The 26,442-nt window shown below is 61.1% G+C and carries 21 protein-coding genes; 9 read left to right on the top strand and 12 right to left on the bottom strand.

Annotated elements, in window-relative coordinates; translation table 11 throughout:
- The first annotated feature begins 231 nt into the window (after positions 1 to 231).
- From AC4CWF_RS24215 to AC4CWF_RS24245, 7 genes are all read left to right on the top strand, one after another.
- Positions 232 to 1,293 carry a LacI family DNA-binding transcriptional regulator gene (locus AC4CWF_RS24215; RefSeq protein WP_491286248.1) on the top strand — a complete coding sequence of 354 codons (1,062 nt, stop codon included), beginning with the start codon at positions 232 to 234 and terminating at the stop codon, positions 1,291 to 1,293.
- A 191-nt stretch (positions 1,294 to 1,484) separates the two neighbouring features.
- The gene (locus AC4CWF_RS24220) at positions 1,485 to 2,753 is read left to right on the top strand and encodes an ABC transporter substrate-binding protein (RefSeq protein WP_491286250.1); all 1,269 of its coding nucleotides are present in this window, start codon (positions 1,485 to 1,487) and stop codon (positions 2,751 to 2,753) included.
- Positions 2,754 to 2,890: 137 nt separating this feature from the next.
- Positions 2,891 to 3,787 (top strand): carbohydrate ABC transporter permease, encoded by an 897-nt coding sequence (locus tag AC4CWF_RS24225; RefSeq protein WP_491286252.1) that lies wholly within the window; start codon positions 2,891 to 2,893, stop codon positions 3,785 to 3,787.
- On the top strand, positions 3,784 to 4,620 hold the full coding sequence (locus AC4CWF_RS24230) for a carbohydrate ABC transporter permease (RefSeq protein WP_491286254.1): 837 nt from the start codon (positions 3,784 to 3,786) through the stop codon (positions 4,618 to 4,620). Before AC4CWF_RS24225 ends, AC4CWF_RS24230 begins: the two co-directional genes overlap by 4 nt.
- A gap of 10 nt (positions 4,621 to 4,630) precedes the next feature.
- The gene (locus AC4CWF_RS24235) at positions 4,631 to 6,874 is read left to right on the top strand and encodes a glycoside hydrolase family 2 protein (RefSeq protein ID WP_491286256.1); all 2,244 of its coding nucleotides are present in this window, start codon (positions 4,631 to 4,633) and stop codon (positions 6,872 to 6,874) included.
- A gap of 16 nt (positions 6,875 to 6,890) precedes the next feature.
- Entirely contained in the window at positions 6,891 to 7,964 is a 1,074-nt protein-coding gene (locus tag AC4CWF_RS24240) for an ABC transporter ATP-binding protein (RefSeq protein WP_491286258.1), read from the top strand.
- A 329-nt stretch (positions 7,965 to 8,293) separates the two neighbouring features.
- Entirely contained in the window at positions 8,294 to 10,327 is a 2,034-nt protein-coding gene (locus tag AC4CWF_RS24245; RefSeq protein WP_491286260.1) for a putative bifunctional diguanylate cyclase/phosphodiesterase, read from the top strand.
- A 34-nt stretch (positions 10,328 to 10,361) separates the two neighbouring features.
- Here the strand turns inward: AC4CWF_RS24245 and AC4CWF_RS24250 are convergent, their stop codons facing one another.
- From AC4CWF_RS24250 to AC4CWF_RS24275, 6 genes are all read right to left on the bottom strand, one after another.
- Positions 10,362 to 11,324: a diguanylate cyclase domain-containing protein gene (locus AC4CWF_RS24250; protein ID WP_491286262.1), complete on the bottom strand. Its 963-nt coding sequence runs from the start codon at positions 11,322 to 11,324 to the stop codon at positions 10,362 to 10,364.
- 206 nt (positions 11,325 to 11,530) lie between these two features.
- Positions 11,531 to 12,616, bottom strand: coding sequence for a hypothetical protein (locus AC4CWF_RS24255; protein ID WP_491286264.1), 1,086 nt, complete (start codon positions 12,614 to 12,616; stop codon positions 11,531 to 11,533).
- Positions 12,616 to 13,362: a TfuA-like protein gene (locus AC4CWF_RS24260; protein WP_491286266.1), complete on the bottom strand. Its 747-nt coding sequence runs from the start codon at positions 13,360 to 13,362 to the stop codon at positions 12,616 to 12,618. Before AC4CWF_RS24260 ends, AC4CWF_RS24255 begins: the two co-directional genes overlap by 1 nt.
- Positions 13,359 to 14,582: a YcaO-like family protein gene (locus tag AC4CWF_RS24265; protein ID WP_491286268.1), complete on the bottom strand. Its 1,224-nt coding sequence runs from the start codon at positions 14,580 to 14,582 to the stop codon at positions 13,359 to 13,361. The genes AC4CWF_RS24260 and AC4CWF_RS24265 overlap by 4 nt, the downstream gene beginning before the upstream one ends.
- Positions 14,583 to 14,585: 3 nt before the next feature.
- Complete coding sequence (locus tag AC4CWF_RS24270; RefSeq protein ID WP_491286270.1) at positions 14,586 to 15,017, bottom strand: hypothetical protein; 432 nt, start codon at positions 15,015 to 15,017, stop codon at positions 14,586 to 14,588.
- 8 nt (positions 15,018 to 15,025) lie between these two features.
- Positions 15,026 to 16,960, bottom strand: a complete 1,935-nt coding sequence (locus tag AC4CWF_RS24275) for a BTAD domain-containing putative transcriptional regulator (RefSeq protein WP_491286272.1) — start codon at positions 16,958 to 16,960, stop codon at positions 15,026 to 15,028.
- Positions 16,961 to 17,256: 296 nt separating this feature from the next.
- On the opposite strand from AC4CWF_RS24275, the gene AC4CWF_RS24280 reads away from it, so the two are divergent.
- On the top strand, positions 17,257 to 17,616 hold the full coding sequence (locus tag AC4CWF_RS24280; protein WP_491286273.1) for a hypothetical protein: 360 nt from the start codon (positions 17,257 to 17,259) through the stop codon (positions 17,614 to 17,616).
- A gap of 283 nt (positions 17,617 to 17,899) precedes the next feature.
- Positions 17,900 to 19,786, top strand: coding sequence for a flavin monoamine oxidase family protein (locus tag AC4CWF_RS24285; RefSeq protein ID WP_491286275.1), 1,887 nt, complete (start codon positions 17,900 to 17,902; stop codon positions 19,784 to 19,786).
- Between the two features lie 377 nt (positions 19,787 to 20,163).
- On the opposite strand, the gene AC4CWF_RS24290 is transcribed toward AC4CWF_RS24285, so the two are convergent.
- From AC4CWF_RS24290 to AC4CWF_RS24315, 6 genes are all read right to left on the bottom strand, one after another.
- Complete coding sequence (locus AC4CWF_RS24290; protein ID WP_491286277.1) at positions 20,164 to 20,310, bottom strand: DUF1127 domain-containing protein; 147 nt, start codon at positions 20,308 to 20,310, stop codon at positions 20,164 to 20,166.
- A gap of 222 nt (positions 20,311 to 20,532) precedes the next feature.
- Positions 20,533 to 21,045 carry an MgtC/SapB family protein gene (locus AC4CWF_RS24295; protein WP_491286279.1) on the bottom strand — a complete coding sequence of 171 codons (513 nt, stop codon included), beginning with the start codon at positions 21,043 to 21,045 and terminating at the stop codon, positions 20,533 to 20,535.
- Positions 21,046 to 21,102: 57 nt separating this feature from the next.
- Positions 21,103 to 22,611: a sensor domain-containing diguanylate cyclase gene (locus AC4CWF_RS24300; protein ID WP_491286281.1), complete on the bottom strand. Its 1,509-nt coding sequence runs from the start codon at positions 22,609 to 22,611 to the stop codon at positions 21,103 to 21,105.
- Positions 22,612 to 22,756: 145 nt separating this feature from the next.
- Positions 22,757 to 23,926 carry a glycosyltransferase family protein gene (locus AC4CWF_RS24305; protein ID WP_491287793.1) on the bottom strand — a complete coding sequence of 390 codons (1,170 nt, stop codon included), beginning with the start codon at positions 23,924 to 23,926 and terminating at the stop codon, positions 22,757 to 22,759.
- Between the two features lie 13 nt (positions 23,927 to 23,939).
- A complete protein-coding gene (locus AC4CWF_RS24310) occupies positions 23,940 to 25,178 on the bottom strand; it encodes a glycosyltransferase family 4 protein (protein WP_491286284.1) in 1,239 nt (412 codons plus the stop codon).
- A 6-nt stretch (positions 25,179 to 25,184) separates the two neighbouring features.
- Positions 25,185 to 26,393 carry a glycosyltransferase family protein gene (locus tag AC4CWF_RS24315; protein WP_491286286.1) on the bottom strand — a complete coding sequence of 403 codons (1,209 nt, stop codon included), beginning with the start codon at positions 26,391 to 26,393 and terminating at the stop codon, positions 25,185 to 25,187.
- Between the last annotated feature and the right edge of the window lie 49 nt (positions 26,394 to 26,442).

Raw genomic sequence — 26,442 nt, forward strand, 5'->3', positions numbered from 1 at the left:
AGGATCCGGCGCCGGGAGCGCATGCCGCCGGGCGCCCATCGCTTCACGCCCACACGGTTTCCACTCCGGGTTTTGTCGCCGGCTGTTGCACGCGCGGGCTCGCTGGCCCGGATGAAATCGTCAGGCCGGGGCTTCCGGTTGCGACAGTTTATGAGCTATGAGCTAGGTAGGAAACTTTTACTAAACACCGCCTGAAAGCGGGGCCGCACCCTGCGGTTCCGGAAAAATGACATGGTCACCATCAAGGAAATTGCCAAGGCTGCCGGTGTCTCGCCCGCCACGGTGTCACGCGTCCTCAATTACGATCCCTCTCTTTCGATCTCGGCTGCCAAGCGGCAGGCGGTCATCGAGACGGCCGAGGCGCTGAACTATGCCACACCACGCAACCGAAACCGCACGCAGGCGGGGCCTCTACAGCTGCCCAACCGCCTTCTTGCCATTCCCCGGCTTGCCATCGTGCATTTCCTCGAGCCGTCAGAAGAACTGATCGACCCCTATTACATCGGCGTGCGGCTTGGCATCGAGAACCGGTGTCGGGAATACCGCATCGAGGCGGTGAAGGTTTTTCACTCCGAAACCGTGGCAGCCGCCGCACTCCTGCAGAGCGTGTCCGGCGTGATCGTGGTCGGCAAACACGCACGGGCGGAAATCGAATGGCTGCTGGAGCACTGCCGGCACCTGGTGTTTGCTGATTTCGTGCCCAAGCAGGAGGATCTCGATTATGTGTGCAGCGACCTTGGCATTGCCACCCGCAAGATCCTCGACGGGCTTCACGCCTGCGGTTATCGTCGCATTGCCTTCATTGGCGCGCAGGATCCGGTCAGCTCAGACGGACGGCGGTTCGGCGAGCGGCGCTGCAGCGCCTATATCAACTGGCACCGCGAACGGGGCACCTTCGACGAGCAGTTGATGGCGCTGGGCGAGCATGAGGGCGCCGGCCAGAACCTGCGGCTTGAGGTGGGATATGAACAGGCAAGCGAAATTCTGGCCCGCGGCGCGCCACCGGATGCGCTGATAACGGCCAATGACAACCTTGCCATCGGGGCCTACCGGGCCATCCGGGAGGCCGGGCTTTCCATCCCGCAGGACATTGCCGTCGTCTCCTACAACGACATTCCAGTGGCGCAGTTTCTGAACCCACCGCTATCGACCGTTCGCATCCTGAGCGAATCGATCGGCGAAACGGCGGTCGACCTTCTGGTCGAGCGGATCCACGGCCGGGAATATGCCAAACACGTCAACCTGCCGACCGAAATGATCTGGCGTGAGAGCTGCCGCAAGCCGCTCCCCTGACCTCCCCCCACGGATCGCTTTGTTTTCCGACGCACCGGGTTTTGAAAAATCCCCGGCGGAACGGTCAGGTGCGCGCCTTCGCACCTGCAAAAAATATTTAGTAAAACTTTCCTTGCCATCGGAAATCTTTTCCGCTTAGTTCCATGGCAGGCGGAGGATCGCCGTAGCTTGGTGTTTTCTGGGAGGAGAACATGGACACATTGCCATTGAAGACATTTGCCCTGCGCGCGGCACTGGCGGGCGCAACCCTGCTTGCGGCGGCGCCGGCTTTCGCCGGTGAAATCACCATCTGGTGCTGGGACCCCAATTTCAACGTTGCCGTGATGCGCGAAGCCGGCGCGCGTTATACCAAGGCGCATCCGGAAACGACGTTCAACATCGTCGATTTCGCCAAGGCCGATGTGGAGCAGAAGCTGCAGACGGGACTTGCCTCCGGCACCACGAACGCCCTGCCCGATATCGTGCTGATCGAGGATTACGGCGCGCAGAAGTTTCTGCAATCCTTCCCCGGCGCCTTTGCGCCTATGACCGGCAAGGTCGATTATTCCGGTTTTGCACCCTACAAGGTGGAGCTGATGACGCTGGAGGGGGAAACCTACGGCATGCCGTTCGACAGCGGCGTCACCGGGCTTTTCTATCGCCGCGATTATCTGGAGCAGGCAGGTTTCAAGCCCGCCGATCTCGAGAACATCACCTGGGATCGCTACATCGAGATCGGCAAGTCCGTGGAGGCCAAGACCGGCAAGAAGATGACGACGCAGGAGCTTAACAATGGCGGCATGACGCGCATCATGATGCAGTCGGCCGGCAAATGGTATTTCAACGCTGATGGTGAGCTTGATGTCACCGGCAACGCCGCGCTGAAAGGGGCTCTGGAAGCCCAGGCAAAGATGGTGAAGGCCGGCATCGTGAAGCCCGCCACCGGCTGGAATGATTATGTCAACGCCTTCACCTCAGGCGACGTCGCCTCTGTTGTCACCGGCGTGTGGATCACGGGCACCATCAAGGCGCAGACCGCGCAGGCCGGCAAGTGGGGTGTGGCACCCACGCCGCGGCTCGACATGGCCGGTTCAACGAACGCCTCCAACCTTGGCGGTTCGAGCTGGTATGTCATCGAAAGCTCGAAGGAAAAGGATGAAGCCATCAGTTTCCTGGCCGAAATCTACGGCAAGGATATCGAGTTCTACCAGAAGATCCTCGCCGATCGCGGCGCTGTCGGCTCTCTGACCGCCGCCCGGTCCGGTGCGGTCTACCAGCAGGCGGATGCGTTTTTCGGTGGTGAACAGGTCTGGCAGCGTTTCTCCGACTGGCTGGCCAAGGTTCCGCCCGTCACCTACGGCATCTTCACCAATGAACTCGACAACGCCGTGACCGCCAACATGCAGGCGCTGATTGCCGGAAAACCGGCAGATGAGGTGCTGAAGGATATCGAGGCGCAGGCCCAGACGCAGATCCAGTAACACCAGCCCGAACGCGTTTCCTGCCGGCGACATTCGCCGGCTCCTCCCCGGTCGTGCGGCAAACCTGCCGCATGGCTGGAGGTGGAAGGCAAGGCAGAACGGCAGAGCGGAAGTGTGAGGCCCGGGTGGCAAACGTCATGGCACAGAACAGGCGCGGCGGTCTGAAGCGGTATTACGATGTCAACGGCTGGCTGTTCATCGCGCCGGCGCTTCTTCTGATCGGCATTTTTCTGATTTACCCGATCATCAGCTCGCTGACGCTCTCGGTCTATTCCGGCCGCGGCATGATGATGAAGTTTGCGGGCTTCGGCAATCTGGTGCGGATCTACAATGATCCGATTTTCTGGAAGGCGCTGACCAACACCTTCACCTTCTTCATCATCCAGGTGCCGATCATGATCGTGCTGGCGCTTGTCATCGCCAATGCGCTCAACAATCCGAAGCTCAGATTTTCCGGCCTGCTGCGCACGGCGATCTTTTTGCCCTGCGTCTCCTCGCTGGTCGCCTATTCCATCCTGTTCAAGAGCATGTTTTCGGTCGATGGCATCGTCAATCGCACGCTGATCGGCCTTGGCCTGATGGATCAGCCGCTCAACTGGCTGACGGACCCGTTCTGGGCAAAGGTCGTGGTCATCACCGCCATCACCTGGCGCTGGACCGGTTACAACATGATCTTCTATCTCGCGGCCTTGCAGAACATCGACCGCTCCATCGATGAGGCGGCGCGCATCGATGGTGTCCCCGCCTGGGGGCGGTTCTTTTACGTCACGGTTCCGATGCTGAAGCCGGTGATCCTGTTTACCACCATCACCTCCACCATCGGCACGCTGCAATTGTTCGATGAGGTCTACAGCCTGACGGAGGGCACCGGCGGCCCCTCGAATGCGACGCTGACGCTGTCGCTCTACATCTACAACCTCACCTTCCGTTTCATGCCGAATTTCGGTTATGCCGCAACGATTTCCTATGTGATCGTGGTGCTGGTGGCGCTGCTCTCCTTCCTGCAATTTTATGCGGTGAGGGAACGCCGATGAGCAGAAGCGTCTTCAGCGACCGCCACACCGCGCGGCTTTTCAGCGCAATTCGTTATGGCCTGCTGTTGCTGGCCGCCTTTCTCTCCGTCTTTCCCTTCTTCTGGATGCTGATTGGCGCGACCAACATCACCGCCGATATCAACACCGGCAAGGTGACACCCGGATCGGCGCTCTTTGACAATATCCGCGCCTTCGTGGCGCAGGTGGATGTGCCGCTGGTGCTCTGGAACTCGGCCAAGATCGCCATCCTCGGCACCGCCGTCACCATTATCGTCTCGTCGATTGCCGGATACGGTTTCGAGATGTTCCGCTCGAAACTGCGCGACCGGATCTATACCGTCATTCTCCTGACGCTGATGGTGCCGTTTGCCGCCATCATGATCCCGCTGTTCATGATGATGGCCAAGGCCGGCCTCATCGATACGCATCTTGCCATCGTGCTGCCGACGCTCGCCTCGGTCTTCATCATCTTCTATTTCCGCCAGGCCTCGAAAGCCTTTCCGACGGAATTGCGCGATGCCGCCAAGATCGACGGGCTGAAGGAATGGCAGATCTTTCTTTTCATCTACGTGCCGGTGATGCGCTCCACCTATGCGGCAGCCTTCGTCATCGTTTTCATGACCAGCTGGAACAACTATCTCTGGCCGCTGATCGTGCTGCAATCCAACGGGACGAAGACAATTACCCTCGTCGTCTCCTCCCTCGCCTCCGCCTACTACCCCGATTACGGCGTCGTGATGGTCGGCACCGTCCTCGCCACGCTCCCCACCCTTTTCGTGTTTTTTGCCATGCAGCGCCAGTTCGTCCAGGGCATGCTTGGTTCCGTCAAATAGGATTGTTTCGATGCGCATGACCCATCTTTTCAACGATAACTGGATTTTCAGCCAAGGTTTCGAGGAGGCCTCGAAGACCGTGTCTGCCAAGGGCGAGACGGTTCGCCTGCCGCACAATGCGCTCGACCTGCCGTTCAACTATTTTGATGAGACCAGTTACCAGCGTCCGTTCACCTACCAGAAGATCCTTGCCTTCCAGCCGGAGTTCGAGGGCCGCGAAGTCTCCATCGTCTTTGATGGCGCCATGGCAGACGCTGAGGTTTTTCTGAACGGCGAAGCCGTGATTGCCCACAAGGATGGTTACACACCCTTTGAGGCCCGGCTGACCGGCCGCCTGAAGGCCGGCGACAACCTGATCACCGTGCGCATCGATGGCAGCGAAAACCCCGGCATTCCGCCCTTCGGCGGGCGCATCGATTACCTCACCTATGCCGGCATCTACCGCGATGCCTGGCTAAAGGTGACGACGCCGGTCTCGGTCGGTTCTATCAAAGTGGAGACGCAGGACACGCTTTCAGACAAGAAGGGCGTCACCGTGCGCGTCGATCTCGCCAATCCGGCAGAAGTCGCGCTCGGTGGCCAGCTCAAGGTGGCGCTGAAGGACGGTGACCGGGTGATCGCCACCCAGACGGCGGATGTGGCAGATCATCGCCACACCTTCACCTTTGCCGGCCTTGACGGCCTGTCGCTCTGGGAGCCGGATCATCCGGCCCTTTACCGGGCGGAGGTGACGCTGGAGAGCGGCGCCGGCAGCGACAGCCAGACCGCGACCTTCGGTTTCCGCACCGCCGAATTCACCGTCGAAGGGTTCAAGCTCAACGGCAAGGTTTTGAAGATCCGCGGCCTCAACCGCCATCAGGCCTTTCCCTATACCGGTTATGCCATGGGCAAGCGGGCGCAGGAGCGCGATGCGGAAATCGTCAAGAACGACCTGAAGTGCAATCTGGTGCGCACCTCGCACTACCCGCAGTCGCCCTGGTTCCTCGATCATTGCGACCGCATCGGCCTTCTGGTGTTTGAGGAAATCCCCGGCTGGCAGCATATCGGCGACAAGGAATGGCAGGCGGAATCCGTGCGCAATGTCGAGCGCATGATCACCCGCGACTGGAACCATCCCTCGATCATTCTCTGGGGCGTGCGCATCAACGAATCCCAGGACAATCACGATTTCTACGCCGAGACGAACCGCGTGGCGCGTGAGACTGACCCGACCCGCCAGACCGGCGGCGTGCGCTTCATCACCGAAAGCGAGTTCCTCGAAGACGTCTATACGATGAACGACTTCTACCTCGGCAGCGAGGAAATGCCGGGCGCCAATCATGCCCGCACCCCGCTGCGCGACCAGCAGACCTGCACCGGCCTGCCGACCAAGGTTCCCTACATGGTGACCGAGTTCAACGGCCACATGTATCCGACCAAGCGCCATGACCAGGAGGCCCGCCAGGCCGAACACGTGACGCGCCACCTGCAGGTGCTGAACGCCATGTATGGCGACGCGTCCATCTCGGGTGCCATCGGCTGGTGCGCCTTCGACTACAACACCCACAAGGATTTTGGCTCCGGCGACCGCATCTGCCACCATGGCGTGATGGACATGTTCCGCGAGCCGAAGTTTGCCGCCTACGCCTATGCCAGCCAGTGCGAACCGGAAGAAGAGATCATCCTGAAGCCGGTGACGTTCTGGGCGCGCGGCGAGCGCAATATCGGCGGCATCATGCCGCTGATCGTGCTCACCAATTGCGACGAGGTGGAGTTCGTTTATGGCAGCCACCTGCGCAAGCGCGTCGGGCCGGATCGTGAAAGCTATCCGCACCTGCCGCATCCACCCGTCGTCATCGACCGCCGGCATTTTTCAGCCGAGGAACTGGGCAGCTGGGGCATGGCATGGCTGGATGGCGAAGTGATCGGCTATCGCAACGGCGAACCCGTCGCGAGAGTGAAATTGTCCGGCGGGCCGCTGCCGACACACCTCCAAGTGGTTGCCGATGACGACACCCTGCCGGCCGCCACCAAGGATCAGGTGCGGGTGATCGTGCGGGCGCTCGACCAGACCGGCAATCTGCTTCCCTTCCTCGATGAGCCGGTAACCGTGACGGTGACCGGACCGGCAAAGCTGCTCGGCCCGTCCAATCCGGTCCTGACGGGTGGTGCCACCGGCTTCTGGCTGGAATCGACCGGAGAGGTCGGGCCGATCGAAGTCACCGTGTCATCGGCGCGGTTCGAGACGCGCACCCTTGCGCTATCAGCCGTGTGAAAAAGAGGAAGACCGCATGAGCGCGCTATCGCTGCAGGGCATCCGCAAATCCTACGGGTCGCTGGAGGTCATCAAGGGTGTCGATCTCGACATCCAACCGGGCGAGTTCACGGTCTTCGTCGGCCCTTCCGGGTGCGGAAAATCGACGCTTCTGCGCATGATCGCCGGGCTGGAAGATATCAGCGGCGGCGATCTGATCATCGGTGACGAGCGGATGAACGATACCGATCCATCAAGGCGCGGCATCGCCATGGTGTTTCAATCCTACGCGCTTTACCCGCACCTGACAGTGCGCCAGAACATGGGCTTTGCGCTGCGTTTTGCAGGCGTCGCCAAAGCCGATATCGAAAAGCAGGTCATGGAAGCGGCGCGGATTCTTGAACTGGAACCGCTTCTGGATCGCAAACCCGGGCAACTCTCAGGCGGCCAGCGCCAGCGCGTTGCCATCGGCCGGGCCATCGTGCGTCATCCCAAAGTGTTCCTGTTCGATGAACCGCTCTCCAATCTCGATGCGGAACTGCGCGTTCACATGCGCATGGAAATCGCCAAGCTGCACAAGAAGCTTGGCACCACGATGATCTACGTGACGCATGACCAGGTGGAGGCGATGACGCTTGCCGACAAGATCGTCGTGCTGCGCGCCGGCATCGTGGAACAGGTGGGAACGCCGAGAGAGCTTTACAGCGATCCGCAGAACCGTTTCGTGGCCGGCTTCATCGGCTCGCCGAAAATGAACTTCTTGCCCGCTGTGACAGTCTCCGGTGAGGGGCAGCCGGCAGTGCGGCTTGATGATTTCAACGCGATCCTGCCGATGACAGGGCTGGAGACCGCGCCGCCCCCGGGAACGCCCGTCACCGTCGGCCTTCGCCCGGAAGCGTTCCGCACGGGTGGCGACTGCACGCTGTCTCTCGACATCGAGATGATTGAATATCTTGGCGGTGAGACTCTGGTTCACGCCCGCGGCAGCGGCGAGCTTGTCACCGCAAAACTTGCGCATGCCGTCTCCGTGCCTGATGGCGAAAAACTCCAGCTGGCCTTTAGCAGCCAGGACCTCCTGTTTTTCGACGCAAGCGGCATCCGCATCCGCTAACCCCGCAGCGCTTATCCGCATCCGTCAATCAAGGCAGGCTCACCGCCGGGCGAAAGCCGGATGTGTCACGTCCTCCGGGTTGCCGCTTGCGCGTGGCACCTCGTGATGGAGGCCGCGCCTTGCCCGCCGTTTGAAACAAGACGAGGATGAACTTTAGAATATGATGCAAATGTGATTTTATCCGCTTACTCTCTATTTCGTATTTTGCTTATATAGATAGACAGGATACTGCATTGCGATTGCGCACAGCGCAACGCGTGGAAAAGTATCGTGTCATCGATGATCTATGAAGGCAGGGACTTGAGGGGACAGAGAGAAAAGCGAACGCAATGAGCATACAGTTTGCGAAAACCCAGCAGTTGGACAAGGCCGAAGATGCCAGATCTCTCAAGAGATGGCTCTATGTTAGCCTTGTACGTCTGGCTTTCCGCAACAACTTTGCCAATATCAGCGTCAACTTCGCTGCCGGCTTCGGTTTCGTCCTGATCATCTGGTCGTCCGGCTATGGAAACAACGGGTTTCTGGTCACCTGGCTTGCGACGCTTCTGGTGCTGTCGCTTGCGCGGCTTGCTCATTCGGTCTGGGTCATGCGGCGCCTGCGGGCCGAGCCCGACATCACGCAGGAACGGTTGCGGCCCCACGTCGTCCTTTACGCGACCGGCTTGCTGCTGGCTGCCACCCTCTGGGGCATCATGACGGTAACGGCCGTGCTGGATGGCGATGGCGAGGGCCGGCACGCGGCGCTGGTGATCATTTCGGCGCTGGCGGCGGGGGCGACCGGCATTCTTGCCCCGCAACTGGTGATCGGACGCCTCTATATCTCGGTGATGCTGCTGCAGGGGTCGGTGGCGCTTGTTCTTACAGACCCGCCACAATACCTGATGGCCGGGCTTGGCGTCGTTTTCACCATCGTGATGCTGATTGCCCATCGCAACAACCATCAGGTGCTGCGCCAGAGTTATGAGCTGCAATATCGCAACAACGACCTCGTCACGAAGCTGGAGGCCGAGCGCAACCTGCTGGAAAACCTGAACGCGACGCTGGAAGCGCGCGTGCGCCAGCGCACGGTGCAGCTGAGGGAGCAGGCAGCTCAGGATCCCCTGACGCGGGTTCTTAACCGCAGCGGCCTGATGCAATGGTGCGCCGAACAAGAGGAACTGGTGACCTCGACCACCGGTTTTGCCGCCATCTTCATTGATCTCGACCGCTTCAAGCAGATCAATGACGGCCTTGGCCATACGGTGGGCGATATCGTGCTGGTAGAGGTGGCAAGACGGCTGAGCGCCGCCCTCGGCAAACACGGCGCGCTCGGCAGGTGGGGCGGAGACGAATTTGTCGCCATCGTTCCCACGCCGTCTGAGGGCGCGGCAAACTGGTCCGCGGCACTCGCAAACCGCATGCGCTTTGCCGTGGAGGAACCCATTGCCGTTGCAGGGCGTCCGCTGCAGGTGGGCTTCAGCGCCGGCATTGCCGTCACCTGCAATGACCGCCTGAGCGTCAAGGGCGCGATCCACCGCGCCGACCTTGCCGCCGGCGATGCCAAGCGCAAGGGGCGCGGAATCACCGAGGTCTATCGCGAAAAGCTGCTGGCCGAGCAGGAACGCAACCTCGCCCTCGTTCAGGCGCTGAAGCACGCTGTGGCCAAGGGCGAACTGTCGGTGGTGTTCCAGCCGGTGGTGCTGGCCGGATCGCACGCCGTGCATTGCCATGAGGCTCTGTTGCGCTGGAACAGCCCGGATTTCGGCCCTGTTGGCCCCGACGAGTTCATTCCGATTGCCGAGGATACCGGGGAAATCGTTGCAATCGGCGCCTTTGTGCTGGATGCGGCGCTGCGGGAAATCATGCGCAGCAGCGGTCCCGGTGGTCATTCACGGCTGGCGGTCAACGTGTCGCTGCGCCAGTTGATCGCACCCGGCTTCTTCGACATCGTGCGCTCCAGTCTGGAGCGTCACCAGGCGCATCCGGCAGATCTTGTGCTGGAGGTGACGGAATCCATTTTCGATACGCGCAGCCAGCCGCTTATCAGGGCGGTGCTGCAGGAACTGCATCTTTATGGCGTGGAGATCCATATCGACGATTTCGGCACCGGTTATTCCTCCCTGTCACGCTTGCATGAGATGCCGGTGCAGGCGCTGAAGATCGACAGGTCCTTCGTCCAGGCGCTCGACAGTCATGGACGGGCGATCATCGAGGGCACGGCACTCATCGCCCGCAAGCTCGGCATTGCCATCGTGGCGGAAGGTGTCGAGACAAGCCGGCAGGCAGCTCAGCTGGAAGAGCTTGGCATCGAGTACCTGCAGGGTTACCTCTTCGGACGGCCAAGCCCAAGCCTTGTCATGCTGCCGCAGTCGAAAAGCGCCTGACATTTGCGGCCACGGGGCCGGAGTGCGTTTTGCCTCAGGCCTGTCCATCTTCGGCGGCAAAGGCGTGGCAGAACCTGGCCCAGCCGCCATGGCCGGTTTTCTTGCGCCGGTAAAGCGCCTGATCGGCATAACGCATCAGCGTCTGCAGATCGGCAGCATCCTGCGGATAGCAGCTGATACCGAGACTTGCGCCCACCGACAGTTCCTTCGCCTCCCACATGAACGGCCGCGAGAGCGCAGCACAGATCCGGCGCGAGACCTGCTCTGCCTCTTCAGGCGCGGAAAGACCCGGCAACAGCACCGCAAACTCATCCCCGCCGAGCCGACAGATCGTTCCGGTTGGCGGAACCGCCGCCCGCAGGCGCGCAGCAACCGTCTTCAGCACCGCGTCGCCGGCATCATGGCCGAACTCGTCGTTGACCGACTTGAAGCGGTCGAGATCGATGATCAGCACCGCCATCGAGGCGGACGGATGGCTTTCGTGCCAGCGCAGTTCGAATTGCCAACGGTCGGTCAACGCCCGGCGGTTTGAAAGTTCGGTCAGCGGATCCTCCAGCGCGATACGTCGAAGCGCATGCTCCACAGCCTTGCACTGGGAGATGTCCTCGAACGTGGCAATCGCGATGCCCTCGTAACGGTCGACCGTGCCACGGTGGAGCGTGGTGACGATCGTGCCATCGGCGCAGCGCAGATCAAGCTCGATGCCGGAGCTTGCCGCATTGCCAAGGCTGTTACCGTTACGCAGGTTTTGCCAGAGGATCCGCGCACGATGGCGTTGTTCCGGATGGCAGCAGGCTGCGTCCAGCCATTGCTCCACAGAGGTGAAGCAGCCATCCAGGGTTCCGAACCTGTCGGTAAAGGCATGATTGGCGGAACGGACGTTAAAATCCTTCAGCGAGGCCCAGAACAGGGCAACCGGCGCCGCATCGAGAACCGTGCGAAGTTCCCGGCGATTTGGTTCTGCCTGTAGATCCCTAGACTCAATCACTTCCGCCATGCCCTTCCCCGACCTGCCGCTCCCGTGGCGCCTGACGGGCAAGCCTGTGGCTTCCGGCAGGGCGAACATGGGGGCGGTGCCACCCCTTTGAAGCCGCAGATCCTGGAGGCGTGATCCGCTGCTTCGAGAAGAGATGAACATGGTCCGCGTCACGCGGGCGTCACACCGTAGGCGTGGTGGCCGCAGAAGGGCGATGATGGGGCGTTTCAGCGCCGTTGCAGAACTTTTGACGCGCAGCGCAAGGCACCGTTGCGGCTGGCAAGGTGGCTCCAGCCGGGAACACCGATGACCTCGAAACCGAGGTTCTGCCAGATCAGGCAGTTGGCCGCGTCGAAGCCGGTAACATCCTCCACATCGCCAAACTGCGCAAGCCAGACGAGCGGTTTTGTCCGGCCCGGCCGCACGGCGTTTTCCAGAACGACATTGTTGTAAAGCCGCGCCAGCCTCTTGCCGCTATCGGGCGTGACGACGAAGGGAACCGGATTGCGGATCACGGAAAACCCCTGGCTCTCCAGGAACGCGACGGAGGCATCAAGCTGCTGGCGGGCCTGATCGACCAGCCGGCTTTCGAGGCCATCGGTCAGGCAAGGCTCCGCCACCAGCAAAAGCGGGCACCCGTTGCGATAAAGCCCCGTGACGGAGACGAACTGATCGACGTGAAAACCATGCTGGTGCAGCCGCTCGCCACCGGGCGCGCGGTAGCCAAAGACGTGGACCGGTCGGTCGTCCAGCGTCTCCAGAAGGCCAAATCCCGCCGGCGCATTACTGTCCGGCGTCGGGTTCGAAAAACGGTTTCGCGCGAGGCTGGAGGCGCCGACCAACCGGAAATCGGCCCCTACCAGCTGGTTGCCTCCATCGAGATCGGCCATCGCCGTCTGCGCCTGCCAGCCGAGACACCTGGCCAGCGCCGGGCCGATGGCAGCATTGGGGCGGCTGAGGATTTCCGATCCCCGCTGTACGCTCCCCTCGCCTTCGCGTATATGAAAAAGGTCCTGAATCCAGGGACTTTGCCGCGCGCCTTCGGGCACGTCGAGCGTCACCAGCGTGACGGGAGATGCCGGGGAAAGTGTGGAGAGCCATCCCTCCGCGTCCGCGATCCGTGTGCGATCCACCAGCATGAAAATTGCAATTTCGGCCGGCAGCGCGCAGACAAGGTTTCCGATCGGCAGCAGCGGCCGGCTCCAGCGATCAAATGTCTCTTCGCTGAAAAAGGCCGAGGGGATGGAGAGCGCGACTTTTTTAATCAGCCCGCCGCAATCGGCAACAAGGCGGGCCGGCTGTGCGTTTTGCATCAGGCACGGCTCCGGGCGTTTTGGCGTGAAAGAAGGCTGCGGAAGAACAGCGTATCCTGAAACCGCCAGGCGCCGGCGGAGGGGGCAGCGACCGATCCTGCCTGAAGGGTTTTGATGAGGATACGGGCATCCGCCTGTTTGACGGAGCGAACGCCAGCGGCCAGACGATCTGCCATCGCACCCTCAAAGCCGCCTTCGCGCGCGATGGCCCGCCATGTGCGTCTCGAAAAATGCAGGCGGCGGGCGGCGGCTAGCAGCCGCGCATGCTCGTGCTTGCCAAGGTTTTCCTTGAGATCATCGATGGTTGCCTCGGCATCAACAAGTGCGAGCGTCAGCGGCCGGTAGGCGAGATCGGCGGGCGCATGGGACAGCGCCACATCGGCATCGCTGACACGCCGGCCATCGCGATAATCGGCAAACACTTGGCCCATCCCCACCATGCCGAAGGCTTCGCATTCGGCAGCGCGCAAGGCTCCCATGCTGGCTGCCCCGATAACGGCCACGCCTTTGGAGAGGGCAAACAGGATTTCCTTGTGCCAGACGGCGGCGCAATCGCCGTAGAGGCCGTCGATCAGGCCGATCACCTGCGCACCACCTTGAACGGCCGCCAGAAGTTCGCCGCAGGCAGCAGGGCCTTTGAAGGTGATGCCTGTCAAACCGGAGAGATCGAGCCCATGCACCGATGGCCCGGCAAATATCACCGTGGAGCAGTCTGTTGGGCTGTCTGGGGGGCTATCTGGCGTCACGATTTCAAGAACCCGCTCAGCGTGTTGAGGGAAAGCTGGTTGAGGCCGGGATTGCCGGTCGAAAGACCATCTGCGAGCACCCTTGCCACAAAAATGCCGGGCACGCCGGTTCCCAGCGGAAAGACATAGATATCGCGCACTCCGACCTGAAACAGGTGCTGCGCCAGCTGCCGCCACACCGGCCCATGGCCGTCTGTGGCCCCGCCGCTTGCCGCAAGATCAAGCGCTTGCGGGACGTCGCCGGGAACCGCCGGAGCACCGGAGCGGGTGGAAAAATCCGGCCGGTAGCGATCCGGCGAAAGATCGTCGCGGGCGCCGCTGATATCGGTGAGGCGCGACTGGATGGCTTCGAGAAGTGCCGAAAGCGCGGCCTCCAGCGGATCGAGCCGGCAGGCAATGCCGGCGGCGTGGCGGTGGCCGGGCCCAGTGTCAGACATCAGCGGCCGCTCGATGCCGGCCAGAATGACCGGCACGCCGGTTGCGCCGGTCAGGTCGAAGAAGCGCACCGGAAGGCCCAAGGCTGCAAGGCGCGCCAGAAGCGCATCCAGTTCCGGCAGCCGCCCCGGCGCAATGGTAATGGCGCGCAGGCCAAGCGCACGGGTCTCGAACGTATCGATCAGCACGCAGGCATCGTGCTCGACCAGTTCCAGCAACGCATGCAGCACCACGCGGTCTTCATCAAAGCCGGCCGCCATGCCCTGCGAGGTCATCTGGAATGCCTTGCGGTCCCAAGGAAAATCGGCGCGAAAATCCATGCCGACCAGTTCATAGGGCGCATAGACTGCCCGATTATCGCGTGCAGAAAATCCCTTGACCCAGGCGCGTTCACGGTTCGCATCGAAATGATCGGGATTGACGCGGGCCATGCGCTCCAGCGGCACCGGGCAAAGGCCGCGCGCGACAAGCGCATCGGGCGTTCCCTGCTCGCGCACATGCCGCCCGGTTTCCTCGCCCACCGCCCCTTCGATCGCCTCCATCACCGCCGATAGTTTGGCTTGGCGCACGCTCAAGCCCTTGCCCTGCGCCACCGAAAGGCCACGGGAATTCGGCCGGACGGCAAACCACACCGGCACCCCGATCACATCCAGATCCGTCACATCCCCGACGCGGGTAATCCCGAACCGCCTCAGCAGTTCGGGATCGTCCAAAAGCCTGTCAGCCGGATCGGACGCGCCGCAGGGGGTGGAAAGGCCTGCGGGATTGGTCCGCTCATGCTGCATTGTTCACGGCGTGGTGTTTGGCGTGTCGGACAGGATGGCGTCGAACAGGTCGCCAGTGGTTGCACCGCTCGGGCCAACTGCCGTGAGTGCGCTTTCGATTGGCATCAGAACGAAACGATTGCAATCCCAACCGGCGTCCGTGATATCGCCGACGAAAGTGAAATCTGCTTCAGAGACAACCGCGCCGCCCGCAATCAAGGTCTCAATACCTTGGATCTGTGGCTGGTCCAGATTGGTTTCAGGCTGGCCATCCTGTCCAATCAGCATTGCCTTAGCCGAAGCTGCCACTTTTGCGTATCCGTCGACACCGGGATGCTCTGCTTCATAAGCGACGATTGTCTCGTGCGATACCTGAGCGACACGCAGTGGAAACGTCCTTACAAACAAGACGCCCGCACCCTTTTTTCCGATGATGTAAAGCTGAGAATTATTCATGGTATCTCCTAATTGATGCCTGCCAAGCGCAGGGCGTTGTATAAAATCGTGTTGTCCTGAGAGTTCTTGTCTGGAGAAACGCCGCTAATGTCTCTGGCTGTCTGGCCCGGGTACATTTCCTGAAGGCGTCGCCCATATGTTCTCGCAGCATTGATATTGCCGCTAAGCGCATGGCTTGCGGTCAGCACACGCAATGCGGGCTCATCATTTGCCATGTGACTGCAAAGTTCCACTGAAGTTGTGTAATCCTCCCTTTTAAATGCGATGCAAGCACCCGCCCACCAGTAGATGTCGGGGGCGAGCGGGTTGAGGTCTATGGCCTGCTGGAAACGGGTCCAGGCGGCATCCGGCTGGCCGAAATGGGCGAGCGCATCAGCGTGCTGCAAAAGCAGGTCGGCGGAATTGGGGGCGAGCGCCTCGGCCTCGAAAAAGCGCTGGGCGGACGTGTCGAAATCGCGCCGGTAAAGCGCAACCACGGCGCACATCCAGTGGCCCATGCCGGACGCCGGGTCGATGTCGAGCGACGCCTCGGCCTCGGCCTTTGCCCGGTGCAGAAGATGCGGATCGCCGCCGCCGAGCATCAGCCATTCCAGCTGCAGCGTCTGGGCAATGCGGGCGCGCGCTGCTGCCATTTTGCGGTCGAGTTCCAGCGCCTTGCGGAATTCTGCCCGTGCCCGTCTCAAGGACGGCAGGTCGCATTTGCCGCGCAAAAGGTGCTGGCCGGCCAGAAGGCGCTGATAGGCGGTGGGATCTTGCGCGCGGAAGGTTTCGATCTGCAGCCTTTCGATCTGTTCGGCAAGTGCTGCGGCAATCTGTTTCGACAGCAGCCGGAAGGCCGCATGCACCTGCTCGGCATCCAGCGCCACTTCCAGCGCCCATACCACCTCGGCTGTTTCCTCCTCCACCAGCGCAAAGGACAGGCGCGTCGGCTCGATGAGGGTGGAACGCACGCGGTAATCGGCGCGCAGGGACTGGTAAAGCTTGCCCGACGCATCACCTGCCGAGGCAAAGCTGCTGTGCGGCGCAAGCACGGTAAACGTGCGGTAGCGCACCAGGCTGTTTGCGACATCCTCGACAAAGGCCGAGGCGATGGGAACGGACAGGCCACCCGGTGCCAGGATGACCGGCGGCAGGAAGGCGACGCGCGGTTTTTTTGCTGCCTTGGCCACCTCGGCCGGCTCGGATGCCGGCGGCTCGTCGCGAGCGGGTGCGGCATAACTTCTGTTGCGTCTGTGCAGCGCAAGGGTTGCCGGATCGGGAGTTCGCCCGTCCAGCAGCAATTGCCGGGTGAGCGTCTCGAACATCCGGTCGCTTGCGGCGATATCGCCGGCACGCGCATAAGCGGCCATCAGGGCGCGATACGTCTCCTCCCGCTCCGGCTCCAGCCTCAGCGCCACATCGGCAAGCGCTGCGATCTCAGTGGTCTTCGTCATCGCAAAGCGCGTGAGATCTTCAAGGGTCTGGCCGAAGGCGGAAAAGAAAAGGTCTTTTAACCGTTGCCGCTCGGAGATCAGCCAGAGGTAAAACTGCTCCTGGTTTTCCTCAAGCCCTGCCAGCAGGTCTCCGCCCACGCTCAAAAGCGTCTGCAGGCGCTGGCCGGCATCCTCCAATGTCAGCGCAGAGAGGAACACGGCCAGATCAGACCTTTGCGCCAGCGCACCGGCACCAAGACCGGCAGCCGTGGCGTTGACGAAGGCGCCCTCTTCCGTTGCGAGCGGTTGCAGCCGCGACAGCAGTTGCCGCAGGTTTCCCAGCGCCCGCTTCTGGTCGGCATCCTCCCACAGAAGGGAGGCCGCCGCCTGACGGGTGAGAAACTGGTTGGGCGAAAGCAGAAGGGCGGCCACGAGAACGAACCCCTTGGCCGGGAAAAATGCCGGGCCGTCCCCTTCCCATCGGGGGGCGCCAAACAGCCGGATGGATGGTTTCCCTTGGTCGCCGCTCACGATCCCACCTCTTTGCCAGTATCCGTCGCTGAACGCGGCATCACAAGACAGGATGCCAAACGTTTGACGCTGGTGTGACGCTGTTTGTGCATGATTCTCTTGAAGTTAAATAGCAGAGGAACCCGTCCGGATACCATTCTGCCGGTCAAATAGAAATGATGAACCGCATGACATTCAATTCTTCTTACTTGCAATTTTCTTCATATACAGAGCCCTACCAACGGGCGGATGACGTCGGTTACGTGATCACCGAGTTCATGTGGTTCAAAGGTTATCCATTTTACGCAATCGGTGCCTTGACTGAAGCAAAGGTTGCTTATGCCAGACTTGCGCAAGGGCAGTTCGAGGATGCGGATCAGGACAATTTCGACCTTGTGTTTCGTATGGGCGAAAGTGGCGGCGGGCATTTTTTCGAACTGGTGCTGCGCTCCGACAAGGGCACCGCCTATGGCGGCTGGGTGTGGGGCGAGGATCTGCTGGTGACAGACGAATTCATCAACGGTTACCGTGTTCTGGCCACCACCCATGCCGCCGGACAAACGCATTTCGCCTATAGCCGAAGGCGACGGGGTTACCAGTGCATCGGCCGCCCGCCGGTCGATAAGGCTGCCGTGGTCCTGCCGCACAGGGTGCGGGGTTTTCAGGCCGAAGCGTAAGCAAGCGCCGGATAGGCGTGATCACAATATCTGAGGTTGACAACGCACAGAAAGCAACCTTAAGTATATTTGTCAGCGACGACACAGCTAAAAGAAGAACAGCGTCAGCATAAAATGACGTCTCGTCTGGCCCGCCCACCATTGCCCACGCAGCCCGTGGGCCACTGTGCTGCACCGCATCTGCCTGCTTTATTTGCAAAGACCTATCCCTGCATCAGCCGGGCCATAAAGCCGCATTGTTCCGCTTCACGATCTTTCACCATGCCTCGGGAGGAAAACTGGGATGAGATCTACATGGACACGCCGCACCATATTGCGCGGCATGACAGCCCTTGCCGGCGCCGCGTTTGCGCCACCGCTTCTCTCCAATCTCGGCCAGGCGCAGGCCGCCTACAGAACCACGCAGCCGGATCTTCCCGCCGATTTCGGCCGGGGAAAAAGCGTCGCCATCGTTGGCGCCGGCGTGGCGGGCCTTACCTCGGCTTACCGGCTTGCCAATGCCGGCTTCAAGGTCGTGGTGTTCGAGGCCGACAGCCGTTATGGCGGACGCAGCCTCACCGCACGCCCCTCCAACCAGGACTATCGAAAATGGTGGTTCAAGAAATACCTCGGCACCGAGCAGTTTCCGGCGATGTATGCCGATCGTTACCAGGAGGTGGCGACAAGCCCTGCCCCCGATCTTCAGATCTGCGAGTTCATGGATGACGACTGGAAGCCCGATACGGATCGGGATCCGGTCGAGCTGTTCTTGAATGCCGGACCGGGGCGCATCCCCTCCAACCACGTCAATCTCATTGCGCTCTGCCAGGAGATCGGCGTGGCGCTGGAGCCGTATTTCTTCCAGTCCATGTCCAACCTCATCCAAAGCCAGACCTTTGAAAACGGGGCACCCATCACCTTTGCGCAGGTGACCTATAGTCTTTATGCTGAAATGGCTGAGATGATGTTCCAGGTGGCCCGCGAGGGCATCAAGCTCAAGGGCAGCACCGGCACTGACGAGGCAAAGGCGCTGGACAACCTGTACCGGCTGTTCGGCAATCTCGACGCCAGCGGCGCCATTCAGCCGAATTCGCGGCTGGGTTATACACATCTGCCCGGGGGCTGGCGGGATGGCGGCACATTGCGTGACAGCGTGCCGCTCGACAAGATCCTGGCCTCCGGCTTCATCGGCGATGCAGACGCCAATCCGGAACTGTCGCCGGGATCATTTCTGTTCAACGGCTTCAACATCGACTGGCAGCCGTCGCTGATGCAGCCGATCGGGGGCATGGACCGGATCTGGCAGCAATTGCTGCTGCAGGATGTGCCGGCCACGGCAATCTGGAACGAAAGCCTGCAGACCGCCGCCGGCACCAGCCCCAAGGTCGGCAACCTCGTTCTGCTGAACACACCTGTCATCAGCATTCGTCCCGGCAGCGGCGGCGTGACGCTGCGCGTCAACCCGGCCAACGCCGCAGGCGAGGCCGGCATCCAGCGACACGAGTTCGATTTCTGCATCTCCACGGCAGCGCCGTCTCTTCTCAACCGCCTGCTGATCAAGGAAGGTCTGCCGCAGGCCTTCCTCAACGGGCTCGATGCATTTTCCGTCAAGGGTGAATGGGGCGACGACGATCCGACGCCCAACCTCTGGACCCCGGCGATCAAGGTCGGATGGCAGGGCAAGACCCGCTTCTGGGAAACCGAAGACGAGATCTACGGCGGCATTTCCTGGACCACCGACATTATCGGCCAGATCTGGTATCCGTCGGAGGACTTTACCGCGCATACCGGCATTTTGACCGGCGCCTACAATCGCGGCACGCCGGCGGTGAATTATGCGCGACAGAACAATGTTGATCGTATCACCTCGGCGCGCAACGGCCTTGGCCTGCTGCATCCGAACGCGAAAGACGAGGTTTACCGGGGCTTGTCGATTGCCTGGCAATATATGCCGAACCAGGTGGGCGGCTGGGCCTCGGATACGGCAACGACATCGCCCAATATCTACCGGCAGATCACCACATTCGAACGGTCAGGCCGCTTTTTCTGCGCCGGCGATACCTGGAGCTACTGGCCCGGATGGCAGGAAGGCGCCGTGGCATCGGCCTATTGCGCGATTGCGGCGGTTGCACGCAGCCTCGACCCGCTGGCCTGCCTCGATTGCGGATGTTTTGCTGGGATGAAAGGATAAGCGCAGGCGCGATGCCGGCATCGCCGGTGTGACCGGCTGAAAAACAAAAAGCCTGCCGCGGGAGGAGGTGCGGCAGGCTTTTCGAAAAGAACTGAACGGCGACCGGGAGGAGGAGTGCCGCCGCTCTGCAGACGCCCCTTGGGAGGAGGAGTGGGTCGTCTGACACACGAAGCTCTGCGGGAGGAGGTGCATTGCTTCGATGAAAATGATCATACGCCCAATTCGCGGATTTCATAGGCATTATGTTGCAGTGCAGCTATGCAAAAAACGGGATGCTTGTAACCCTACATTTCGAGGCACGGCATCCGGGCCCCAAACGCAAAAACGCCCGCGGCAATGGCGGGCGTCTGATCGACAATCGAAGGCACGTGACGGGCTTAGAAGCCGACCGAAGAGCGGGCCACATCGCGGATTTCGCCGCGGGCAATGCCCAGGTCGTTCAGCTCGCGATTGCTCATGCGGCCGAGTTCAGTAACCGTCTGACGATACTTGCGCCAATTGTTGAAAGAGCGTGCTACGTTCATGATGATCCCCTTTCCTGAGGTTCCGTTTGACGTCAGCAACCGTATTTGGCTCCGGCGTCGTTTGATGTCCTCTATATAGACCCGGCCGCGGCCAACGAACAGTCGCAATGCCTCACGTCACCTATGCACGCAGCGCAAGGCGCCCCCTCCCTGCCATGTTCGGATGCCTGCGCGTGCATCATTCATGGGCTTTCGGCCAAACGCTGGCACTGCTGGCGCAGCTCAGCGCGGATCGCCGTCGCTGCCGGATGTTCGTGTGTCACGCCTGCTCAACCATGTCGAAAGGCTGTGCAGCAGCCAGAGCACGAGCATGGCAAAACCCGTGGTGATGCCCGCCAGCTGCCAGAAGCCGAGGCCAGCGGCAAGGCCGATTGCGCCGGCAAGCCACATGCCGGCGCCCGTCGTCAACCCGCGCACCGCGCCGCGGGCAAAAACGATGCTGCCGGCGGCAAGAAAGGCAACGCCGCTCGTCAGGCTTTCGATCAGGCGAAGGGGGTCAAGACGCGTATGGTCGGAGTTAAATATCGGCAGATGCGTCATCTCGATTGCGGCAATGGCAACGGTCGCCGATGACAGGCATATCAGGATATGCGTGCGCAGGCCCGCCGCATGCTGATGCCACTCCCGCTCAAACCCGACGATTGCGCCGCAGACAAGCGCGATGGTCAGGCGCAGCGCAATCACGCTGAGCGGCAGATAGGTTTGATGGGCAAATTCATCGGCAAGGGTGGTCATGCAGCGCGTAACAGCGGCAGCACCCTTGATGTTCCCATCGCTGCAGCGGGATGCGACTTATTCGGCGGCCGGCTGGCGAAGCGTAGAGACCCGCTCGCCCGGATGATGATCGCTGTCCATCTCGTCTGTCGCGCGCCGCTGCCTTGCGGACTGGAACGTACGCTTCTGCTGGTACATCACGGCATCTGCCCGCCGCACCACTGACTCGATCTTTTCGCCCTGCTCGCTGGTTGCGATACCAAGCGCAATGCTGAGCGGCGCGTTCGAGTAGAACTGGTTGTTGATCTTCAACAGTTCCTGGATGGTGTCGGCCATGGCGGTTGCCGCAATCCGGTCGGCGCCCGGCATCAGGATTGCAAACTCGTCGCCGCCGATGCGGGCGGCGTGGTTCGGCCGCGTGACGGCACCGTTCAGCACCTCACCGATCCGCCGCAGCAGGGCATCACCCGCGTCATGGCCCAGCGTGTCATTGGTTTCCTTCAAGCCGTTGAGATCAACGACGAGGACAGACACCGGCCGCAGCGGCTTGCGCTCCATGCGGTTCAGTTCATCGACATAAAAGGCGCGATTGTGCAGCTTGGTCAATACGTCGTATTTTCCGAGATATTCCAGATAGGCTTCCGCCTTCTTGCGCGCCGTGATGTCGGTGAGCGCCACCTGAACCAGAGACCAGTCGTTCTCGTGGCCCGGCAGCACGGAAAACTGCATCAGAACGTAACGTTCGGACCCGTCGAGCGAATAGTTGACCACTTCGCGTTGATGAAAAAGGTGGTTGTTCCACAATTCCACCAGCTGTTCGCGAAAATGCTTTTCCATCTCGTCGCGGAAAATATCGCCCAGACGCTGCAAAAGCGTCTGGCGGTCCGGGGCGCAGAACAGGTCCAGCGTTGCCTGATTGACATCGATGACGCGGATTTCGCTCATGCACTGACGGACGAATTCCGGATGTACGTCGGTAAACACGCGGAAATCGACAATCCCCTGCTCGCGCAGATCCGAAAGCATCACCCGGATGCGGCTGAAATCCTCCACCCAGAGGGACACCGGCGAATGCTGGAAGATCCCTTCCGCATACTGTCGGTTCGAAAGCTCGCGTCGGCGGGCATCTTCGCGCTCGGTGACATCCTCCGTTGTCAGGAGAATCCGGTCGAGGTTATGCTCGTGGCCCGGCATGACAGTGCCACGCAGCTGAATGTCCAGCCGCCGGCCGGAGAGCGTATAATTGACGGCGCTGCCCAGAAATTCCGTACGGCCGTCAAACAGGGCGGAAAGCTCGTTGATATGGCTTTCCAGCATGTCGTCCCGGAAGACGCGATCGATATTGGCGACCAGATGCGCCTGGCTGTCCGCCTCGAACAGGTCCAGCGTCTTGCGGTTGACCTCGAGAACGCGGATCTTCGAGGCACACAGCGCCACCCGCGACAGGTCTTCACGCAGATAGCTGCGGATATCCGTTACGCCTTGGCCCCGCCACACGTCGAACTGCGCCGCGACGCCGCTGAAATCTTCGATCCACATAGCAATGGGCGCAAGATTAAAGACATCAGCGCTGCTGTTCTTGTTCATCGGGCGCCCTCGCAAAGCATCTTGCGGTCAGTTGATAGAACGAATCCGTTGGAGTGTCAGCCAGTTTGGAGCAAAATGAAACAGCTGTCAGGGATTTTTCTGACAGTTCCTTGCGTTTGTCCAAGCCATCCGAATGACCGGCGGATCAGGCGCGCGCCGGCTCGCGTTCTTCCAGCTCCCGCTCGATGATGGCAGCGGTGGTTTGCGCGCCGTTCATCAGGATCGACATTTGCGGCCGCAACGGGCGTTGGCGAACCTTGTCGATGGCGGCCGCCAGCGTTTCTCCAGACAGTTGCGTTTCCCCGACCACCTCGGCAAAACCGCGGTCGGCAAGCTTTTGCGCGCGCACTGTCTGTTCGGTTTCGCCGCCGGAGGCAAAGGGCACGAGTACGCAGGCACAAGGGGCTCGTAAGAGATCGCAGACCGTATTGTAACCAGCCTGTGAAATCGACAGTTCGGCATTCATGAGAAGGCTCGGGAAATCGGTGCGGAAACGCACCAGCGCCACGTTTTCGCCCGCCCGCGCCGAGAGGCGATCGAACTGTTCGGCCGGCATATTGGGGCCGGCAATCAGGCACCAGCTTTTGTCATCGGCAAGGATATCGCGGGCATCAAGCGCTGCCTCGACAAGCGCTGCCCCCACTGCACCGCCGCCCGCAGACACAACCACGTCGAAACGATCCGCAGAGGGCGCTGGCGTGACTGGCGCCACGAGGCCGGTGTAATGCACCTTTCCGGCAATGTCGCTCGCCAGCGGAAACGTGTCTTCCAGCCGGACGAATTGCGGATCGCCATGCATCAGCACGCCGTCGAAATGGTTTGCCACCAGATCGGCGGTTTCGCGGTCGCGGCCGGCCTTACGGTTTTCCTGCAGGATATCGCGTACCGAACTATAAAGAAGCGGGCGCGGAGAGACCTGCCGGATCGCCTCCAGCAGGGGCAGAAGCTCAAACCGCATCTGGCGACGGCCAAAAGGAAAAGCCTCGATCAGCACGGCATTGGGGGCTGCCTCATGGAAGGCTTCGATAAGGAGTGCTGTGCGCCGTGCCTCGAACCGGTCATCGACGCGACGGCCGTTTTCATCGATCAGGCCGGAAAAGCCGGTGCTGGAGGAGAGAACGGCGGGCAGTTGCACATGGCGGACATTCTGGCCCGGAAACCCTTCGATGGCATTGCCGCCCGTCACCAGCGTCACATCCATGCCGGCCGCATGAAGCGCCTCGGCAATGCGGCTGGCGCGCACCAGATGGCCGATGCCCAGCAAGTGCTGGACGTAGAAGAAAATTTTCCGGGGCGCTTTTACCGTCTCGATGATTGCTTCCGTCACGTCAGGCGCTCCTTGTCCAGCTTGCTGCAAACAGCCGCTCCAGATCGCGGATGCTGTTGTGATGGTCAAACTGCGTGCGCACCTTGTGCTCGGCCTTTTGCGCAAGGGTAAAGCGCAGCTGCGGATCGCCGATCATCCGCGCAAGCGCTGCGGACAGCGCATCCGGAGCATCCGGCGCAACGAGCAGGCTGTTTTCTCCATCCTCGAAGAGTTCGGTAATACCTGAAACGGTGGTGGATACAACCGCCAGGCCCTGGCTTGCCGCCTCCACCATGACATTGGGCAGCCCGTCGCGGTCGCCATCGGCGGTAATCCGGCAGGCGAGCGTAAAAAGGTCGCTGTCGCGGTAATGTTGCAGTACGTCGCGCTGGTCGAGCGCGCCCTTCCAGGTGATCCGCCCGGCAAGCCCAAGGTTTTCCGCCAGTGGCTTCAACCGCGCCAGTTCATCGCCGCCGCCGATATGGGTGAAATGCCAGGCAAGGTCGGCCGGCAGCTTTGCCAGCGCCTGCAACAGCACGTCATAGCCCTTTTTCGGCACGGCGCGGCCAACACTCAACAAACGAACGGGGGCTTGAGGATCGGAACCGTTGCGGGCCGGACGCTCTGCGTCAAAATGCGGAAAACGATCGAGATCCAGGCCATGATAGCTCAGATGCACGTTGTTTTTTCCGCGCGACAGCATGGTCAACTGGTCAAAACCGACACGGGTGCAGGTAACGGCCCAATCGGCAGCCCCGAGCTTTTCCTCAAGCTCCCAGTCGGGCGAGGTCCAGATATCCTTGGCATGGGCCGAGACCGTCCAGGGAATGGTGCCGATCATGCTGGCATAGCGCGCGACGGAGGCGGGCGTGTGGATGAAATGCACATGCAGCCATTCGGCATCTTCAGGCCATTCCGCCACCAGCACGGCCGCCTGTCCGAAGCGGCGAAAGCGGTTGCGCGAGACATCGCGCGCGAGATCCTTCAGGAAAGCCCGCGTTGCCGGGACAAATCCCGGCCGACGGGCAACCTTTGCGATGGCCTTCAGCACGCGCCACGGTTCTTCGTGCAAATATTCCGGCAGATACCAGACCTTTGCGCGGATCTCATCGTGTACCGGGTGCCGCTTCTTGTCGGTCGGGCGACGCATGGCGACCAGTTCGAGGTCAAATCCCGCCCGCTCCAGCCCCAGCAATTCCTGCGCGATAAAGGTTTCCGACAGGCGGGGATAGCCTTTCAGCAGGACGAGGATCTTTTTCATGTGATTTCAGCCCTGCGCGAGCGACAGATGATAGGAGCCCTTGCGCTTGAACCAGTCCGCCACGATGCGCGAAATATTGGGCAGGCCTTCCATATGCATGCCGGGGGCGCTGACCGATGGCGGATCACGCTGCAACACATCCTTGATGGCCGCGGCGAACTTGACGGGATCAACGGACTCTTCCCCTGAGACCATGCTGACCAGGCCGAGTTCGCTTGCCCGTGTCGCGCGGATCAACTGTTCCTCGCGCGGCTGCGTGCGGGGAACGATCAGCGCCGGTTTGTCGAAGGACAGGATTTCGCAATAGGTATTGTAACCGCCCATGGCAATCACGGCCTTGGCACCGGCAATGCGGTCTTCCATGCGGTTATCGAACTCGATGATTTCGAGAAGCGGGTTGCCTTCACACGCCTCCTTGAAGCGCAAGCGCTGCTCGCCTGACATATAAGGCCCCAGCACGATCACCGCCTTGTGGGTGAGCGTCGGGTCTGCCTCGTAAGCGGCAATCACGTCGCGCACCAGATCGGCGCCATCGCCGCCGCCACCGGTGGTCACCAGCAGGTAATCCTCGCGGCCGGCCTGGGAGGTGCTCGGCTCAAGCGACGCCTTGCGCTGCAGGAAACCGACAAAATTCATCTTGGAGCGCACCGAATGCGGAATGTCGATGCCGGTCAGCGGATCGTAGAAATCCGGGGGGCCATAGACCCAGACATCATCATAGAGATTTCCGATCTTGCGCAGCACATCATTGCGTTTCCATTCGGCCTCCAGAAGATGCGGTGCATCCATCACGTCGCGCAGGCCAAGCACCAGCGTCGTGCCGCGGGTCTTCAGATATGCGAGCGTATCCTCCACCTCACTGCGCAGGCCAAGCGGCTCCTTGTCGATGATGAAGATATCAGGTTCGAAGGTTTCGGCCGTATGGCGGATGATCGACTGGCGCATCTTCATGGTCTCGTGCAGGTCGATGTGCTGGTCCATGGAGGTGTATTCGCCGTTCCGCAGCTTGATGACGCTGGGGATTTTCACGAAATCCACGCGGGCGCGATAATCGAAAGCGCCGGCGATCGTGGCGCCGGAAATGATCAGAACGTTGAGGCCACGATAGTCCTCAACCAGTGAATGGGCAATCGTGCGGCAGCGTCTCAAATGGCCAAGCCCGAACGTATCGTGGCTGTACATCAGGATACGAGCGTTCCCAAGGCGTCTTGGCATGCTCAGTCTTCTCCGTCGAGTTCAGTTGCCGGACAACGCCTCCCCGCGC

The sequence above is a fragment of the Neorhizobium sp. PAMB6630 genome (genome assembly GCF_058242775.1).

Excerpts from the sequence above, each read along its gene's own strand:
- AC4CWF_RS24215 (WP_491286248.1), top strand. The coding sequence starts at position 232 with ATGGTCACCATCAAGGAAATTGCCAAGGCTGCCGGTGTCTCGCCCGCC.
- AC4CWF_RS24220 (WP_491286250.1), top strand. The coding sequence starts at position 1,485 with ATGGACACATTGCCATTGAAGACATTTGCCCTGCGCGCGGCACTGGCG.
- AC4CWF_RS24225 (WP_491286252.1), top strand. The coding sequence starts at position 2,891 with ATGGCACAGAACAGGCGCGGCGGTCTGAAGCGGTATTACGATGTCAAC.
- AC4CWF_RS24230 (WP_491286254.1), top strand. The coding sequence starts at position 3,784 with ATGAGCAGAAGCGTCTTCAGCGACCGCCACACCGCGCGGCTTTTCAGC.
- AC4CWF_RS24235 (WP_491286256.1), top strand. The coding sequence starts at position 4,631 with ATGCGCATGACCCATCTTTTCAACGATAACTGGATTTTCAGCCAAGGT.
- AC4CWF_RS24240 (WP_491286258.1), top strand. The coding sequence starts at position 6,891 with ATGAGCGCGCTATCGCTGCAGGGCATCCGCAAATCCTACGGGTCGCTG.
- AC4CWF_RS24245 (WP_491286260.1), top strand. The coding sequence starts at position 8,294 with ATGAGCATACAGTTTGCGAAAACCCAGCAGTTGGACAAGGCCGAAGAT.
- AC4CWF_RS24250 (WP_491286262.1), bottom strand. The coding sequence starts at position 11,324 with ATGGCGGAAGTGATTGAGTCTAGGGATCTACAGGCAGAACCAAATCGC.
- AC4CWF_RS24255 (WP_491286264.1), bottom strand. The coding sequence starts at position 12,616 with ATGCAAAACGCACAGCCGGCCCGCCTTGTTGCCGATTGCGGCGGGCTG.
- AC4CWF_RS24265 (WP_491286268.1), bottom strand. The coding sequence starts at position 14,582 with ATGCAGCATGAGCGGACCAATCCCGCAGGCCTTTCCACCCCCTGCGGC.
- AC4CWF_RS24270 (WP_491286270.1), bottom strand. The coding sequence starts at position 15,017 with ATGAATAATTCTCAGCTTTACATCATCGGAAAAAAGGGTGCGGGCGTC.
- AC4CWF_RS24285 (WP_491286275.1), top strand. The coding sequence starts at position 17,900 with ATGAGATCTACATGGACACGCCGCACCATATTGCGCGGCATGACAGCC.
- AC4CWF_RS24290 (WP_491286277.1), bottom strand. The coding sequence starts at position 20,310 with ATGAACGTAGCACGCTCTTTCAACAATTGGCGCAAGTATCGTCAGACG.
- AC4CWF_RS24295 (WP_491286279.1), bottom strand. The coding sequence starts at position 21,045 with ATGACCACCCTTGCCGATGAATTTGCCCATCAAACCTATCTGCCGCTC.
- AC4CWF_RS24300 (WP_491286281.1), bottom strand. The coding sequence starts at position 22,611 with ATGAACAAGAACAGCAGCGCTGATGTCTTTAATCTTGCGCCCATTGCT.
- AC4CWF_RS24310 (WP_491286284.1), bottom strand. The coding sequence starts at position 25,178 with ATGAAAAAGATCCTCGTCCTGCTGAAAGGCTATCCCCGCCTGTCGGAA.
- AC4CWF_RS24315 (WP_491286286.1), bottom strand. The coding sequence starts at position 26,393 with ATGCCAAGACGCCTTGGGAACGCTCGTATCCTGATGTACAGCCACGAT.